Genomic DNA, 15809 nt, shown 5'->3' on the forward strand with positions numbered 1-15809 from the left:
TCAGCGTCAATTGACGCTGTAGCCACGCCCGGCCAGACAGTCGCCCATCAAGCGACGATAGGCATCCACCTGTTCAGGCGGAGGCTGGCCGGCGACGTTGGCCGGATCGAAGCCGCTCTGATCTGCCGCCTGACGGTAGCACTGGTAATGGTCCAGCTCGACCTGTTGCGGGCTCTGGCCATTGGCAGGGTAGGCAACCGGATCGTAACCATTGCTCTGCTGTTCAGCCGGGGCCTGCTGATACACCGCCTCGTTCTGCGGCGGATTGACCACCACGTAGTCCTGACTGTCGGGCTGATAAGCGTAATAAGTACCCGCCGCCAGAAACAGCAGACTGCTACCGATCCATACTTCCTGAGAATAGGACGGCAGCCTGCTGACCCGAACGCCATAAGGCGGTGTCACCACCACATAGCGTGGGCCTTGCGGGCGATACCAGTAGCCACCCGAGTAGTAATAATCCTGACCACGATAGGGAATTCGCGAATAGCCGCCCGGTACACGGTCTATCGCATAGCCGGGCCGATATTGCGGGCCTGGTCCCCAGCCATTGCCACGGCCGTCGGGGCGCCCTTCCCAGCGGTCATTGGGGCGGCCATTACCAGCCTGCCAATTGCGGTTATTGCCGCGCGGGATGTCTTGATAATAGCCCTGACGCGGCTGCTGGGTTTGCCAGGCCTCCCTCGGGCCACTCTGGATCGGCAGGTTGTCCTGAGCCTGGCGTAACTGCTGACGCTGCTGGTTTTGCTGCTGCTGAATCTGACGCTGCTGATCCCTTTGTTGCTGGTCGATCTGCTGTTGCTGCTGGCGCTCGACGTTGCGCTGTTGAATCTGCTGTTGCTGGATCTGCTGCTGTTGCTGACGCTCGACCTGACGCTGCTGGTTCTGCTGTTCCTGAATCTGGCGTTGCTGATTGATCTGCTGCTGGTTGATCTGTTGTTGCTGCTGACGCTCGACCTGGCGCTGCTGATTCTGCTGCTGTTGAATCTGACGCTGCTGATTGTTCTGCTCTTGAGCACGCTGCTGTTGCTGCTGACGTTGTTGCCCGTTATCGCCGGGGCTGCCGTAAAGCGGATTGCGCGGCGAATCATCACGTTCGTCGGCCAGTGCGTGAGCGCTGATGCTCAGACACAACAGACTTACACCCGCAAACTGCCAGATGCCAGATTTCATGCTTTCCTCACTAGAGCGCAGGTTGACGTCATTAAGACTGTTTAAGCGTAGCGCCGTTCTGCGCACTTTATCAGCAGACAAAGAAAAGGGGGCCAGATGGCCCCCTTGAGATACTTCGTCCTGGCGCAACGCTTTTGACGCTGGCTCACCTCATGCCGTCTTCTGGACAGTATGTAGCCCGGGGGCCTGGCACACCCTGTTGGATGGGAGGCCGCGACTGGCCTGATTCGGCGGGTCGCGCTGGACGCTGTGTCCGGGCAGTGATTCTGGTTAAAAGAATAGACCTGAGGCTAAGGCAAAGGATTGCTAATATTGCGGATTAAAACATTACTTGCGCAATTTTTGACTTCAGATGAATAATCCAGCGCAATTGAATTGATAAAGGGGTGCATCGTGAGCAAGCTCGACAGATACGACCTGAGCATTTTGGCTGAATTGCAACGGGACGCACGCATATCCAACCAGGAATTGGCCGAACGCATTGGTCTATCGCCATCTCCCTGCTCGCGCCGGGTCAAGCAACTCGAGGACGACGGTTACATCGTGCGTCAGGTTGCCCTGCTGGATCGCAAGAAACTGGGCCTGAACCTGACCGCCTACGTGCTGATCGGCATGGACCGGCACACGCCCGAACGCTTCGAGAACTTCGAACAGCAAATCCGCAACCTGCCTCAGGTTCTGGAATGCAGCCTGGTGACCGGCATGGACGCGGACTATCAACTGAAAGTGGTGGTGCCAGACATGGATCACTACCAGAAACTGCTGCTGGGCCACCTGACCCGGATCGAAGGCGTGACCAGCGTCAAGTCGAGCTTTGTGCTCAACCAGGTGCTGGCGAGCACCGAAATGCCGCTGACCCATCTGCGCAACTGAGTCGGTTCGGCCTCACAGTTTTGCGGCGACTTCCCGGTATTGGCCCTGATCCAGGCCTTCCAGCGTCCAGTCGCCAATCCTGACCCGCACCAGCCGCAGGGTTGGCAACCCGACGGCAGCCGTCATGCGCCGCACCTGCCGATTACGCCCTTCCTTGATCACCAGTTCCAGCCAGCTTGTCGGCACGCTCTTGCGAAAGCGCACGGGAGGATTGCGTGGCCAGAGCTGCGGCTCTTGCAGTTGCCGCGCTTCGGCGGGCAAGGTCGGGCCGTCGTTGAGCTGGACACCGTAGCGCAACTGCTGCAGTTGCTCATCCGTCGGCTCGCCCTCGACCTGTACCCAGTAGGTCTTGGCCAGCTTGTGTTTCGGATCGGCAATGCGCGCCTGCAACTGGCCATCGTTGGTCAGCAGTAACAAGCCTTCGCTGTCGCGGTCAAGGCGGCCAGCCGGATAGATACCGGGGATCTTGATGAAGTCCTTGAGCGTTGCGCGACCTCCCTCGTCACTGAACTGGGTCAACACGTCAAACGGCTTATTGAACAGAAACAGCTTAGGCTCAGCCGGTGGCGCTTTGGCGACACGCCGGCCAGCACCTGCGGGGTTGGAAACGGGACGGCGAGAAACAGGGCGTTGAATGCGGGACATGAGAATTTGGCAATCGGAAAACAGAAAGGGCCACTTTAGTGGCCCTTCGTGCAAATACCAATCTATTAACGGCAGGCCATCAACGGAACGGCGGCTCATCGAAGCTGCGCAGTTTGCGTGAGTGCAGCGAGTTCAGCTCGGTACGCAGCAGGTCCAGCGCGGCGATGCCGATCTTCAAGTGCTGACTGACCGCACGCTCGTAGAACGCATTGGCCGAACCCGGCAGTTTGATTTCGCTGTGCAACGGTTTGTCGGACACGCAAAGCAAGGTGCCATAAGGCACACGCAAGCGATAACCCTGAGCGGCGATGGTGCCACTTTCCATGTCGACTGCCACGGCGCGCGACAGATTGATCAGCGGGCGCTCCTGCGCCCAGCGCAATTCCCAGTTACGGTCGTCGTAGGTCAGAACCGTACCGGTGCGCAGACGCTTCTTGAGCTCTTCGCCGCGTTCGCCGGTAATCTGCGCCGCCGATTCCTGCAAGGCCAGTTGCACTTCGGCCAAGGCGGGGATCGGGATGTGCGGTGGCAGCACTCGGTCGAGAATCCCGTCGCGGCGCATATAGGCGTGCGCCAGTACGTAGTCGCCTATGGTCTGCGACTGACGCAGGCCACCGCAGTGACCGATCATCAGCCAGCAATGCGGACGCAGTACCGCCAAGTGGTCCGTGATGTTCTTGGCATTGGACGGGCCGACGCCGATGTTGACCAGCGTCACGCCATGACCGTCTTCGGCGATCAGGTGGTAAGCCGGCATCTGATAGCGGTGCCAGACCACACTGGCAACGATGGCCTGGGCCTCGTCGAGACTCATGCTCTTGTCGACCACCACATTGCCCGGCAGGACCATGCGTACGAAACGCGGGTCTTCACGGAGTTTTTCCAGGCCATGCAGGATGAACTGGTCAACGTAACGATGGTAGTTGGTCAGCAGAATCCACGGTTGAACATGACGCCAGTCGCTGCCGGTGTAATGCACCAGGCGGCGCAGCGAGAAATCCACCCGCGCGGCATCGAACAACGCCAGTGGCAGCGGATCGACATTGGCCCAGTCATACAGGCCGTCGGCGATGCCATCGGTCGCAGCAGACAGGTCGGTGCTCGGGAACACCCGCGCCAGCGCCGCAGCAGTCACGCCGGTGCCAGCCAGCTCGTCGCCCTGCTCGACCACGTAGGGATAAGGGATGTTCTGCTCGCTGATGCCGACTTCAACCGTTACGGTGAAATCGCTCATCAGCGGGACCAGTTGCTCCAGCAGGTACTTTTTGAACGCTTTCGGCTGCGTGACGGTAACGCTGTAGGTGCCGGGCAACTGGACCTTGGCATAGGCGCGGGTGGTCAGCGGCACTTCACCGTGGCACTTGTACACCAGGCGCAGTTGAGGGTAGCGAAACTGCGCACGCTCCTCGGCGGTGGGCTCGACGCGGTCTTTCAGATAGCGCTTGAGCGCCTGACTCAGCGCGCCGGTCGCACGTTCATGCAGCTCGGCGAGCCGCTCTACGGCCTGCTCGGCGGTGTCGACAACAACAAAGGCTTGGGTCACGATTCATGTCCTGTCTGATCTTGCAGACGTGCATCGTAACGGGTTCGCGTGCTCATGCCACCTGTGGTGAGGCCCTGAGCAACAATGTTTCTACATCGACACCCTGCGGCAATGCGCCATACACGCGCCCGCCAGAGGCGATCCGCCCTGCAATGAAACCATCGCTGACCGCGGCATTGCCCGCTTCCAGCAACAGCTTGCCCTGCAAGGCGACGGCAATGTCTTCGGTCAGTTGTCGGGCGCGGTACTGAATGTCGCGGGTGTCCTGAAACGCACTTTTCAACCTGGCGATATGCGCTGCCAGATGCCGATCACCGTGCCCGTCACCCAGCTCGTCGAACAGCGCATCGAACGCGCCGGGTTCTTTTGACAGAGTCCGCAGCACGTCCAGGCATTGCACGTTGCCGGAGCCTTCCCACGTGGAGTTGACCGGTGCCTCGCGGTACAGCCGGGGCAGGATGCTGTCCTCGACATAGCCGGCACCGCCCAGGCACTCGGCGGCTTCATTGATCATGGCCGGGGCGCGCTTGCAGATCCAGTATTTGCCCACCGCCGTGACCAGCCGCACGAAACGTTTCTCGTGGTCATTATCCAGATGATCCAGCGCACGCCCCATGCGCAGGGTCAGGGCCAGCGCGGCTTCGCTTTCCAGCGCCAGGTCAGCCAGGACGTTCTGCATCAACGGCTGCTCGGCCAGCAACCGGCCACCGACCGACCGGTGCGCGCAATGATGCGTAGCCTGCGTCAGCGCCTGACGCATCAAGGCGCTGGAGCCGATCATGCAGTCGAAACGGGTCATGCCGACCATTTCGATGATGGTCGGCACGCCGCGCCCTTCTTCACCGACCATCCACGCCAGCGCGCCACGAAACTCGACTTCACTCGACGCATTGGACCAGTTGCCGAGCTTGTTCTTCAGCCGCTGGATGTAGAACTCGTTGCGGGTATCGTCAGGTCGATGGCGTGGCAGCAGAAAACAGCTGAGCCCTTTTTCGGTCTGCGCCAGGGTCAGGAACGCGTCGCACATCGGTGCCGAGCAGAACCACTTGTGCCCGACCAGCTCATACGCCTGGCCGGGGCCGCCTGCGCCCACCGGGACCGCACGTGTGGTATTGGCGCGCACGTCGGTGCCGCCCTGCTTTTCGGTCATGGCCATGCCGATGGTCACGCCGCGCTTGTGCGCAACGCCCACATTGCGCGGATCGTAATGCGTAGACAGCACTTTCGGCAGCCAGATTTCAGCCAGATCCGGCTGTAGCCTGAGTGCAGGAACGCTGGCGAAGGTCATGGTCAACGGGCAACCGCTACCGGGCTCTGCCTGCGTATGCAGATAACTCATGGCCGCACGCGCCACATGAGCGCCGGGCTGGGGATCAGTCCAGGGCAGCGACGCAATGCCATGCTCGATGGCCGTGTTCATCAGTTGGTGATACGCCGGGTGAAACTCGACCAGATCGATGCGGTGTCCGTAGCGGTCATGGCTGGCAAACACCGGCTTGTTCTGGTTGGCCAGAAAGCCCGCCTCCATCAATGGTCCGCCTGCCAGTGCGCCGCAGGCATCTATGCGCGGCTGCGCCCAGCCTGCACCGAATCGCGTGCTCCATTCCTGGAGCGGTACATCGATGCGGTAGAGGTTTACCCCGTCCAGAGGCGGAGGTTGATTGGTGACTTCGTGGGTTTCGGCAAACTGATTCAGGTTCATGAGTCATCCTGCATGCACGCGCAACGTGTAGACAGTGAATCATGCACCCGGCATTTGCAAAAGTGTCGTAGCCGCCGAAATGTCGGTGCCTTTTGCTCGTGCCGCTTTGCAGAGGCGGCCTATATACCCCACTGGGCCTTGAGTTGCGGGGCCTTGCGCACGGCGCCCGGAACGACCATCAGCATCGGAACGCTCAGCGTAAAGCAGCTGCCCTTGCCTGGCTCGGAACGATGACTCAGCTCGCCACCCTGCAACTCGACCAGTTTCCGGCAGATCGCCAGACCGATGCCCAGCCCACCGTATTCGCGGGTCATGGAGCCATCCACCTGAAAGAAGTGTTGATACAACTGGGCTTCGTCCAACCGGCTGAAACCAATACCGCTGTCCATCACCTCCACCCGCAGGTACATGCGCTCCAGGTCCTGTGGATGACCGCTGAAGCGCACTTGCACTGCGCCCTTGCGCGTGAATTTGATCGCATTGTCCATCAGACACTCGATGCACTGGTAGAGCTTGCCGACGTCGCCACGCAAGCCTGGCGGGAGCTTATCGTCCAGATCAAACGTCAGGATCAACCCCTTTGACTGAGCCGCACCGCTGAAGCGCTCGCGCAACCTCTCCGCCAGATCCTCAGGCGAAAAAACGTCGCAGTCGGCATACAGCACACCGGCCTGCAGCTCGGTAAGGGTCAGAATGCCGTTGATCATGCTCATCATGTCCCGCGCGGAGCTGGCGGCTGTCTGCTGATACATCTCCACTTCGTCGTCCATGTCGAGCGTCTGCATCACCTCCAGCGACCCGATCACGCCGTTCATCGGCGTGCGCAGCTCATGGGTAAGCGTGGCCAGGAACTCATCCTTCAGCCGGTTGCTGTTGGCCAGTTGCTGGTTGAGACGCTCCAGGTCCTGACCCGCTGCCAGCAGCGTTCGCGCCTGTTGGCAACGGGCATGGTTGATGCGGTCGGCGAGTGCCATGGAAAGGAACGCCATTTCCAGTACCGTGCCGATGTGCGAGGCGTACATGGTCAGGAACGTGTTGGGCAGATAGCCAAGCAGCATCAGCCCGAAGATCAGCCCGCTGACCATGAAAACCGACCAGGCCAGCACGAAATAGCGCCCCACCCGCTCGCCTTTCATGACCGCGACAATGCCCGCCAGGTATATCGTCAACGCTCCGGCCATGACCAGTTGAGTGGCTGCCCGCAACGCGGGTCCGTATCCCAGAAACAGGGCCATGCTCATCACCAGCACCGCAGCGCCTATGATCATCAGCAACAAGCGGTCAAGCCAGCGCCCCAACTGCGCCGTGCCCAGAAAGCTGCGCGAGAACTGGCACGCAAACAATGTAGCCAGGGACATCAGGAAGGGGGTCGACGCATTTGCCCACCAAGGACTGTCGGGCCACAGGTATTCGATAGCGACGCCATTGATCGACATCTGGTAAAGCCCGAACGAGGCGACATACAGCAGGTAATACAGGTAATCCACCTCGCGAACGCTGAGGTAGATGAACAGGTTATAAACCAGCATACCCAGCAAAACGCCGTAGATCAGACCGAAGACATACACCTTGGTCGGCTGCGCTTCGAGATAGGCGTGCGTAGACCAGAGATTGAGCGGTGCCTGGACCGACCCCTCGCTGCGTAGGCGCATGTACAGGGTTCGCGTCTGGCCCGGCGGCAGATCCAACTGGAAAAGATAGTTGTTCTGAGCGAACTGGCGGCTGGAGAACGGCAGCATGTCGCCGGTCTGCCAGGCCAGTGTGGGTTGCCCATTGGCATCCGGCGCATAGAAATCAACGTGATCCATCGGTGGATAGGCCAGTTCCAGCAGCCAGTCGTTATGGATGTCGGCATCGACGGGGCGGTAGACAAGCTCGACTTTCAGCCAGAAAGCAGAGCGGGAATAACCGGCATTGAAGGTTCCGGCAGGCACAGGTCGAAAGGCGCTGGCCCCGGCTGCGGAGCTGACGCTTTCAATGGTCGCCTCGCCGGTCGGGTCTTCGAACACCTGAATGGCACGGCCCAACGGCAGAAAACGAGTGTTTTCATCAAACTCGACTGCATGACCCTGCAACGGCAGCCAAAGAGCCAGAATGATCAACAGATAGCGCATTGAAGCCCCAAGGTAGGTCGTCGCGTTCAATCCATCCATTGATGACGACGCCCCGCAAATTTCTGTCCTTGAAACAGGCTAATGATTCAAACAGACCATTGAACGTGGAGATACACCGGCAGGCATCGGTATGAAAACCGATGCAGACCGTCGGTAATCGGTCTGACCACACAAGCATAGCCGCTAATAGCTTAAAGACAGTATCGCGATAAAAATCAAGGCAATAGCTCTATATCGGTCGTTTCAGGACAAACATGAGATTTTTTTGCAGTTCTGTCGGGCCTGCGGGAGTCGCCGATTGCACCTCATCAACAAGAAAAACCCGGCACCCCGAGCGGCCCGCGAAAGGTTTAGTGATAAGCTCGCGCACCATGAATATCTATAGCTCCCGCCCCGTTGTCCTTTGCCTCTCCGGCCACGACCCTAGTGGCGGTGCCGGTATGCAGGCCGATATAGAAGCCCTGCTCGCCCAAGGCTGCCACGCCGCCCCGGTCATTACCGCGCTCACTGTGCAAGACACTGTGAATGTCAGTGATTTCCGCGTGCTGGATCGCGAATGGGTGATGGCACAAGCCAACGCAGTCCTCAATGATTCGAGCGTAGCAGCCGTCAAGCTCGGCATGCTGGGTTCGCTTGAAATGGTCGATACGGTGGTCGACCTGCTCCTTGCCCACCCGCATTTGCCAATGGTCTGTGACCCGGTATTGCGTGCCGGCGGTGGCGGAAGGCTGGGCAAGGATGAAGTCGGCTACGCCATGCGCGAACGCCTGCTGCCACTGTCGACCATTGCGACCCCCAATCTTCCGGAAGCACGCATTCTGGCGGAACTGCCTGAGGGTACTGCGGACGAATGCGCCGACAAGCTACTACTGTTTTGTGAATACCTGCTGATCACTGGCGGTCATGGTGATGAACAACAAATCCACAATCGCCTGTATGTGCGAGGCGGTCAGACCCATACCTTTGTGTGCGAACGCTTACCCGGCAGCTACCACGGTTCAGGCTGCACACTGGCCAGCGCACTGGCCGGGCGTATTGCCCAGGGGGAGGAACGGGTCAGCGCTGTAAAGTCGGCGCTGGATTACACTTGGCGAACACTGAGAGATGCCGAACAGCTGGGCCGGGGGCAATTTGTGCCTCGTCGGCTGCCGCTGGATTTTTGCTCGTAACACTTCGCATGAGGCTCGATTCATGAAACTACGTGGCCTGTATGCCATCACCGACAGCCAGTTGCTGTCCGGCAAATTTCTTTCCTATGTCGAAGCTGCGCTGGATGGCGGCGTGACGCTGCTGCAATACCGCGACAAAACCAGCGACGAGTCCCGTCGTCTGCGCGAAGCCACCGAACTGCTCAAACTTTGTGAACGCTACAAGACGCGGCTGATCATCAACGATGACGCCGAACTGGCGGCGCGTCTGGGCGTGGGTGTGCATCTTGGGCAGACCGACGGTTCATTGCCCGATGCCCGCGCCCTGCTGGGGCACAAGGCGATTGTCGGTGCCACCTGTCACGGCAGCCTGGCGCTGGCGGAGCAGGCCAAGGCTGACGGCGCGACCTATGTAGCGTTTGGCAGATTCTTCAACTCCCTGACAAAGCCCGGCGCGCCCGCAGTGCCGCTGGACCTGATCGCCCAGGTTCGCGCCAGGGTTCACTTGCCGATTGCGGTGATCGGCGGCGTCACCCTGGAAAACGCCCCGCAGCTGGTCGAGCACGGCGCTGACCTGCTGGCCGTGGTACACGGCCTGTTCGGCGCTGAAACCGCGCAGGAAGTGACCCGCAGGGCGAAAGCGTTTACGGCATTGCTGTAGAGCAGCGTTCTGCGGTGTACCCGCAGAACGTCTGCAATCTGAAAATCCCGATAGTGTGGGAGTGAGCGTGCTCACCAAAACGCCATTGCAGCCACGCAGATCGCCGATGACGGTTAATCCGCCTGCGAGCAAGCTCGCCCACAAGTCCATGGGTCCTCATCCGCAGCCGTGCAGCATTTGATATAGTGCGGGTTCCTGCGCCTGCTCTGGCTCATGCCACCCAACAAAGCAGCCCGGTATAAAGCTGCCCGCCTCGGCTGACCCCAGCGTAGACACGAATTCCCCGTTTCAAAGCAGAGACCCGATCATGTCCCGTTCCGAAACACTGTTCGCCAACGCCCAAAAACACATCCCCGGTGGTGTCAATTCACCGGTTCGCGCTTTCAAGAGCGTCGGTGGTACGCCGTTGTTCTTCAAGCATGCTGCGGGCGCTTACGTGACTGATGAAGACGACAAGCGCTATGTAGATTACGTCGGTTCATGGGGGCCGATGATTCTTGGCCACAGCCACCCTGAAGTGCTCGATGCAGTGCGCAGCCAGCTCGAACACGGTCTTTCATATGGTGCACCGACCGCCATGGAAACCCAAATGGCCGATCTGGTCTGCGAACTGGTGCCGTCCATGGAAATGGTCCGCATGGTCAGCTCGGGCACCGAAGCGACCATGAGCGCGATCCGTCTGGCCCGAGGCTTCACCGGCCGCGACAGCATCATCAAATTCGAAGGCTGCTACCACGGCCATTCCGACAGCCTGCTGGTCAAGGCCGGCTCCGGCGCGCTCACGCTGGGCGTGCCCAGCTCGCCCGGCGTACCGGCGGCGTTTGCGAAACACACACTCACCGTGCCTTTCAACAACCTCGACGCAGTGCGTGACCTGCTGGCCGAAGTGGGTCAGGAAGTGGCATGCATCATCGTCGAGCCGGTGGCCGGCAACATGAATTGTGTCCCGCCTGCGCCTGGCTACCTGCAAGGGCTGCGGGCCCTGTGCGACGAACATGGCGTGGTGCTGATTTTCGACGAAGTGATGACCGGTTTTCGCGTAGCCCTTGGCGGTGCACAGGCTTACTACGATGTGAAGCCCGACCTGAGCACCTTTGGCAAGATCATCGGCGGCGGCATGCCGGTTGGCTGCTTTGGCGGCAAGCGCGAAATCATGTCGCACATCGCCCCGCTCGGCCCGGTCTATCAGGCGGGCACCCTGTCGGGTAACCCGCTGGCGATGGCTGCCGGCCTGACCACCCTGCGTCTGATCAGCCGCCCGGGCTTCCATGATGAACTGAGCGACTACACCCGTCGCCTGCTCGAAGGCCTTCAACAACGGGCCGACGCTGCAGGTATTGCGTTCGTGACCACCCAGGCGGGCGGCATGTTCGGCCTGTACTTCAGCGAAGCACCTGAAATCGTGACATTCGAAGACGTGATGACCAGCGATGCCGAGCGCTTCAAGCGTTTCTTCCACCTGATGCTGGAAGGCGGCGTATACCTCGCGCCGAGCGCATTCGAAGCTGGCTTCACTTCCATCGCCCACGGCGAAGCCGAATTGAAACTGACACTGGATGCCGCAGAAAAAGCGTTTGCTGCGCTGAAATAAGCTCGTCAGACTCACTTGCGCAAGGTGTCATTGAACCGGCGCAAGTGATGTCTGTGAATGAAACGGAACGTTAAGTCCGTATTTTGCTTCTACAATGCAGTGCGAACGCTGCAGATACAGGCCACTGGAAGTTTTGTTTCGGGTAATGCCCCCGTAAAGAAGGGCGTTTTCAAGCCGTGCAGCAGAAAATCCGTAAAGACTTTGTAAGGTTGGCTCTGCTTATTTCATAATGCGCAGCCGGCACGTTTAGCTGGTCGGGCATGCCCGCACCTTTTTCAGAGGTAAGTCGACTCCCATGAACCGCACCGGCCGCACCCTTGTATTGGGCTGCCTGTTGCTTGTCTATCCCCTGCTGGCGACTGCCGGCGGCAACTCGTTGTTAATCCCGGCGATGGGTCGTTGCACCCTCAATACCCAGCCAGAGAACCTGCCCGCTGCGCTCGAAGCCTGCCAGCAGGCCGCCAAGGGTGGGGATGCGCAGGCGCAGTACGAGTTGGGTGAGTTCTATTACGAGGGCAGAAATGCACCTCGCGATTTGCCGCAGGCGCTGAATTACTTCGAGCAGGCCTCATTGCAGGGCCATGCCCAGGCGCAGTACCAACTGGGCTTGATGTTCAGCCGTGGCGAAGGGGTGCAGGCCAATAACATTCAGGCGTATATCGTACTGAAGATGGCTGCGGTCAATGGTTCGGAAGACGCGCTGGACGCTGCCGACGAGGTCTCGGCAAAGATGCAGCGCGACGAGCTGGAAGTTGCTACCCAGGTATTGGGGCAGATCTTCCGTAAATACCTGCTTGAACTGCAGACCGCTGAAGGTCGCAGTCCTTTCTCTCCGCTGCCCTGATCAGGAACACCTCAGGGCAATCGCGATTCAGGCTTACTTTTCGGGCATCGGCATGGGGAACGGCATCACGTTGCTGGAGCCGCGTGCTTCGCTGATCTTCGGCGTGCCTATACGCTCGACCTCATCGATGCGCACGATCGAATGCATCGGCACGAAACTGCGCACTACGCCTTCGAACTGGGCTTTGAGCTTCTCTTCGCTCGGGTCCACTACAACCGTCGTGCGTTCGCCGAAGACGAATTCTTCAACTTCCAGAAAGCCCCACAGATCACTTTGATAGATCTGCTTGGCGTACATCTCGAACACCTGTCCCTGGTTGAGGAAAATCACCTTGTAGATTGGAGCTTCGCGTTTGGTCATAACGGGCGGGTAACGATCAGAGATGAAAAAGGGGCACGGACTATAGCATGTCCATCAGACAGCCAACGCTAGGAACCGGAGCGCTTCATCCTTATAATGCTCGGTTAACTGAATCGGTTGATGATCACGCATGGCCAAGAAGCTTTACATCGAAACCCACGGTTGCCAGATGAACGAGTACGACAGCTCGCGAATGGTCGACCTGCTGGGCGAACATCAGGCTCTGGAAGTCACCGCTCGTGCGGAAGACGCCGACGTGATCCTGCTCAATACCTGCTCGATTCGCGAGCGCGCCCAGGACCGGGTGTATTCCCAGCTCGGCCGCTGGCGTGAGCTGAAGCTGGCCAACCCCGAGATGGTGATCGCCGTCGGCGGCTGTGTGGCCAGCCAGGAAGGCGCAGCCATTCGGGACCGCGCACCGTACGTGGACGTGGTATTCGGCCCGCAGACCCTGCACCGCCTGCCGGAAATGATCGACGCCGCACGTGTCACCCGCCTGCCGCAGGTCGATGTCTCGTTCCCCGAAATCGAAAAATTCGACCATTTGCCCGAGCCGCGCGTCGATGGCCCGAGCGCTTATGTGTCGGTGATGGAAGGCTGCAGCAAATATTGCACGTTCTGCGTGGTGCCTTATACGCGTGGCGAAGAAGTCAGCCGCCCGTTCGATGACGTGCTGAGCGAAGTCATCCACCTGGCCGAAAACGGCGTGCGCGAAGTCACCTTGCTGGGTCAGAACGTCAATGGCTACCGGGGCACCACCCACGACGGCCGGGTTGCCGATCTGGCAGATCTGATCAGAGTGGTTGCCGCGGTCGATGGCATAGACCGTATTCGCTACACCACTTCGCACCCGCTGGAGTTTTCAGACAGCCTTATTCAGGCCCACGCGGAAGTCCCGGAACTGGTCAAACACCTGCATTTGCCGGTTCAGTCGGGCTCTGACCGCATTCTGGCGGCCATGAAACGCAACCACACCACGCTGGAATACAAGTCTCGCTTGCGCAAACTCAGGGCAGCGGTACCGGGGATCAGCATCAGCTCGGACTTTATCGTTGGCTTCCCCGGCGAAACCGAAAAAGATTTCGACAACACCATGAAGCTGATTGAAGACGTGGGCTTCGACTTCTCGTTCTCGTTCGTCTACAGCCCGCGTCCGGGTACGCCTGCCGCAGACCTGAAGGACGACACTCCGGAAGCCCTGAAAAAAGAGCGCCTGGCTGCGCTTCAGCATCGCCTGAACCAGCAGGGTTTCGAGATCAGCCGCCAGATGGTGGGCAGTGTTCAGCGCATCCTGGTGACCGATTATTCGAAGAAAGACCCCGGCGAACTGCAGGGCCGCACCGAGAACAACCGGATTGTCAATTTCCGCTGCAACAATCCCAAATTGATCGGGCAGTTTGCCGACGTACATATCGACGATGCGCAGCCTCACTCATTGCGTGGCTCGCTGCTACAGTAAATCTTGAGCGTCGCCGCAGAAACGAATCGCCGAATGAATTCGGTTCTGCGCGATCCCTACCATTGAGCACGGTGAATCCCTGACGCAGCCTTTAACGAGGCAAAGCTTTCGCACAACCACCGCCAGGGGTATTCTTCAATACATCTCAATTGCCGCCGGACGGCCATTAACGACCTTGAACGCACCCATAGAACCTCATCGCTTCACCCTCGAGCCTTTCGAGGCCCATCGTTTCGCCAATCTGTGCGGGCAACTCGACGAGCATTTGCGCCTGATCGAGCAACGCCTGGACATCGAGATCCGCAACCGCGGCAATCAGTTCGAGCTTATTGGCGACTCAAAACAAAATCACTCCGCCGAGAATCTTCTGCGTCGTCTGTACCGGGAAACCAAAGGTACCGAGCTGACGCCGGACATGGTTCACCTGTTCCTTCAGGAATCAGGCGTGGACGGCTTGGACAACCACCCTGCCGCCGAAGTCGGCGTGTCGCTGCGCACGAAAAAGGGCACGATTCGCCCGCGCGGCCTGAATCAGCAGCGTTACGTCAAGGAAGTCCTCAGCAACGACATCAACTTCGGCATCGGCCCGGCGGGTACTGGCAAGACATACCTGGCGGTCGCCTGCGCAGTGGATGCACTGGAGCGCGAGCAGATTCGTCGCATCCTGCTGGTGCGCCCGGCCGTCGAGGCAGGAGAGAAGCTCGGTTTCCTGCCCGGTGATCTGGCGCAGAAGATCGACCCGTACCTGCGCCCGCTGTATGACGCGCTGTACGAGATGCTCGGTTTCGAATACGTCGCCAAGCTGATCGAGAAGCAGGTCATTGAAGTGGCACCGCTGGCTTACATGCGCGGACGCACCCTTAATAACAGCTTCATCATTCTCGACGAAAGTCAGAACACCACCGTCGAGCAGATGAAAATGTTTCTGACCCGAATCGGCTTCGGCTCCACCGCCGTGATCACTGGCGACATCACTCAGGTCGACCTGCCCAAAGGCACGCGCTCGGGCCTGACGCATGTCATCGATGTGCTCAAGGACGTGCCGGGCATCAGCTTCACGCACTTCAAACCCAAGGACGTGGTGCGCCACCCGCTGGTACAGCGCATTGTCGAGGCCTACGAGCGCTTCGACGACCGCCTCAGCGATGGCCCGTCGGGCAACAACAGTTACCCACGGGACAAGAACCGCGATGCTTGAGCTGGACCTGCAGATTGCAAGCAAAACAGACGCCCCCAGCGAAGCCCGGTTCCGCCTTTGGTGTGAGCTGGGCCTGCGCCAGCGCAGTGCCGATTCCGAGCTGACTATCCGTCTTGTCGACGAAGCCGAAGGGCGTGAGCTCAATCACACCTGGCGACACAAGAATTACGCAACCAATGTGCTTTCATTCCCGGCGGATGTTCCAGACGACATGCTGGACATCCCGTTGCTGGGCGACCTGGTCATCTGCGTTCCGGTGGTCAACCGCGAAGCCGCTGAACAGGGCAAGCCCGTCGACGCACACTGGGCACACATGGTCATTCATGGCTGCCTTCATCTGCTGGGTTACGACCACATCGATGATGAAGAAGCCGAAGAAATGGAAGCACTGGAACGAACGTTGCTTGAGGAGCTGGGCTACCCCGATCCTTATGCAAACGACGAAAGTGCCGACCTTCCCCATTCAGACACACCAAGCAAGGACCACGAGTAAGGGCT

At 59.4% G+C, this 15809-nt stretch carries 15 protein-coding genes; 9 read left to right on the top strand and 6 right to left on the bottom strand.

What is annotated here, in order from left to right; all coding sequences use genetic code 11:
* Positions 1 to 6: 6 nt before the first annotated feature.
* Positions 7 to 846: a DUF6515 family protein gene (locus MME58_RS22235; RefSeq protein ID WP_325049347.1), complete on the bottom strand. Its 840-nt coding sequence runs from the start codon at positions 844 to 846 to the stop codon at positions 7 to 9.
* Between MME58_RS22235 and MME58_RS27620 the strand changes: the two genes are divergently transcribed.
* Together MME58_RS27620 and MME58_RS22240 are read left to right on the top strand one after the other, a co-directional pair.
* Positions 727 to 1218 carry a hypothetical protein gene (locus MME58_RS27620; RefSeq protein ID WP_310886331.1) on the top strand — a complete coding sequence of 164 codons (492 nt, stop codon included), beginning with the start codon at positions 727 to 729 and terminating at the stop codon, positions 1216 to 1218. The genes MME58_RS22235 and MME58_RS27620 overlap by 120 nt on opposite strands.
* Before the next feature lie 348 nt (positions 1219 to 1566).
* Complete coding sequence (locus MME58_RS22240; protein WP_002555305.1) at positions 1567 to 2046, top strand: Lrp/AsnC family transcriptional regulator; 480 nt, start codon at positions 1567 to 1569, stop codon at positions 2044 to 2046.
* Between the two features lie 12 nt (positions 2047 to 2058).
* Here the strand turns inward: MME58_RS22240 and MME58_RS22245 are convergent, their stop codons facing one another.
* The 4 genes from MME58_RS22245 to MME58_RS22260 form a co-directional block, all read right to left on the bottom strand.
* On the bottom strand, positions 2059 to 2691 hold the full coding sequence (locus MME58_RS22245; protein WP_055004737.1) for a pseudouridine synthase: 633 nt from the start codon (positions 2689 to 2691) through the stop codon (positions 2059 to 2061).
* A 79-nt stretch (positions 2692 to 2770) separates the two neighbouring features.
* Positions 2771 to 4234 carry an AMP nucleosidase gene (gene amn / locus MME58_RS22250; protein ID WP_054986533.1) on the bottom strand — a complete coding sequence of 488 codons (1464 nt, stop codon included), beginning with the start codon at positions 4232 to 4234 and terminating at the stop codon, positions 2771 to 2773.
* Between the two features lie 52 nt (positions 4235 to 4286).
* On the bottom strand, positions 4287 to 5936 hold the full coding sequence (locus MME58_RS22255; protein WP_055004738.1) for an acyl-CoA dehydrogenase family protein: 1650 nt from the start codon (positions 5934 to 5936) through the stop codon (positions 4287 to 4289).
* Between the two features lie 119 nt (positions 5937 to 6055).
* On the bottom strand, positions 6056 to 8050 hold the full coding sequence (locus MME58_RS22260) for a sensor histidine kinase (RefSeq protein WP_054986535.1): 1995 nt from the start codon (positions 8048 to 8050) through the stop codon (positions 6056 to 6058).
* 371 nt (positions 8051 to 8421) lie between these two features.
* On the opposite strand from MME58_RS22260, the gene MME58_RS22265 reads away from it, so the two are divergent.
* The 4 genes from MME58_RS22265 (at position 8422) to MME58_RS22280 (ending at position 12294) form a co-directional block, all read left to right on the top strand.
* Entirely contained in the window at positions 8422 to 9219 is a 798-nt protein-coding gene (locus tag MME58_RS22265; RefSeq protein ID WP_054986536.1) for a hydroxymethylpyrimidine/phosphomethylpyrimidine kinase, read from the top strand.
* Positions 9220 to 9241: 22 nt separating this feature from the next.
* A complete protein-coding gene (thiE, locus tag MME58_RS22270; protein ID WP_054986537.1) occupies positions 9242 to 9859 on the top strand; it encodes a thiamine phosphate synthase in 618 nt (205 codons plus the stop codon).
* A 307-nt stretch (positions 9860 to 10166) separates the two neighbouring features.
* On the top strand, positions 10167 to 11450 hold the full coding sequence (gene hemL / locus MME58_RS22275) for a glutamate-1-semialdehyde 2,1-aminomutase (protein ID WP_054986538.1): 1284 nt from the start codon (positions 10167 to 10169) through the stop codon (positions 11448 to 11450).
* Positions 11451 to 11745: 295 nt separating this feature from the next.
* Positions 11746 to 12294: a tetratricopeptide repeat protein gene (locus tag MME58_RS22280; RefSeq protein WP_055004739.1), complete on the top strand. Its 549-nt coding sequence runs from the start codon at positions 11746 to 11748 to the stop codon at positions 12292 to 12294.
* 33 nt (positions 12295 to 12327) lie between these two features.
* On the opposite strand, the gene MME58_RS22285 is transcribed toward MME58_RS22280, so the two are convergent.
* Entirely contained in the window at positions 12328 to 12654 is a 327-nt protein-coding gene (locus tag MME58_RS22285; protein WP_054986540.1) for a DUF1820 family protein, read from the bottom strand.
* A 130-nt stretch (positions 12655 to 12784) separates the two neighbouring features.
* Between MME58_RS22285 and miaB the strand changes: the two genes are divergently transcribed.
* The 3 genes from miaB to ybeY all read left to right on the top strand — a co-directional run bounded on the left by miaB (position 12785) and on the right by ybeY (position 15804).
* Positions 12785 to 14113, top strand: coding sequence for a tRNA (N6-isopentenyl adenosine(37)-C2)-methylthiotransferase MiaB (miaB, locus tag MME58_RS22290; RefSeq protein ID WP_054986541.1), 1329 nt, complete (start codon positions 12785 to 12787; stop codon positions 14111 to 14113).
* Between the two features lie 175 nt (positions 14114 to 14288).
* On the top strand, positions 14289 to 15311 hold the full coding sequence (locus MME58_RS22295) for a PhoH family protein (RefSeq protein WP_055004740.1): 1023 nt from the start codon (positions 14289 to 14291) through the stop codon (positions 15309 to 15311).
* Positions 15304 to 15804: an rRNA maturation RNase YbeY gene (gene ybeY / locus MME58_RS22300; protein ID WP_055004741.1), complete on the top strand. Its 501-nt coding sequence runs from the start codon at positions 15304 to 15306 to the stop codon at positions 15802 to 15804. The genes MME58_RS22295 and ybeY overlap by 8 nt, the downstream gene beginning before the upstream one ends.
* The last annotated feature ends 5 nt before the right edge of the window (positions 15805 to 15809 follow it).

Source organism: Pseudomonas syringae pv. tagetis (assembly GCF_022557255.1).
GTDB classification, from domain to species: domain Bacteria; phylum Pseudomonadota; class Gammaproteobacteria; order Pseudomonadales; family Pseudomonadaceae; genus Aquipseudomonas; species Aquipseudomonas caricapapayae.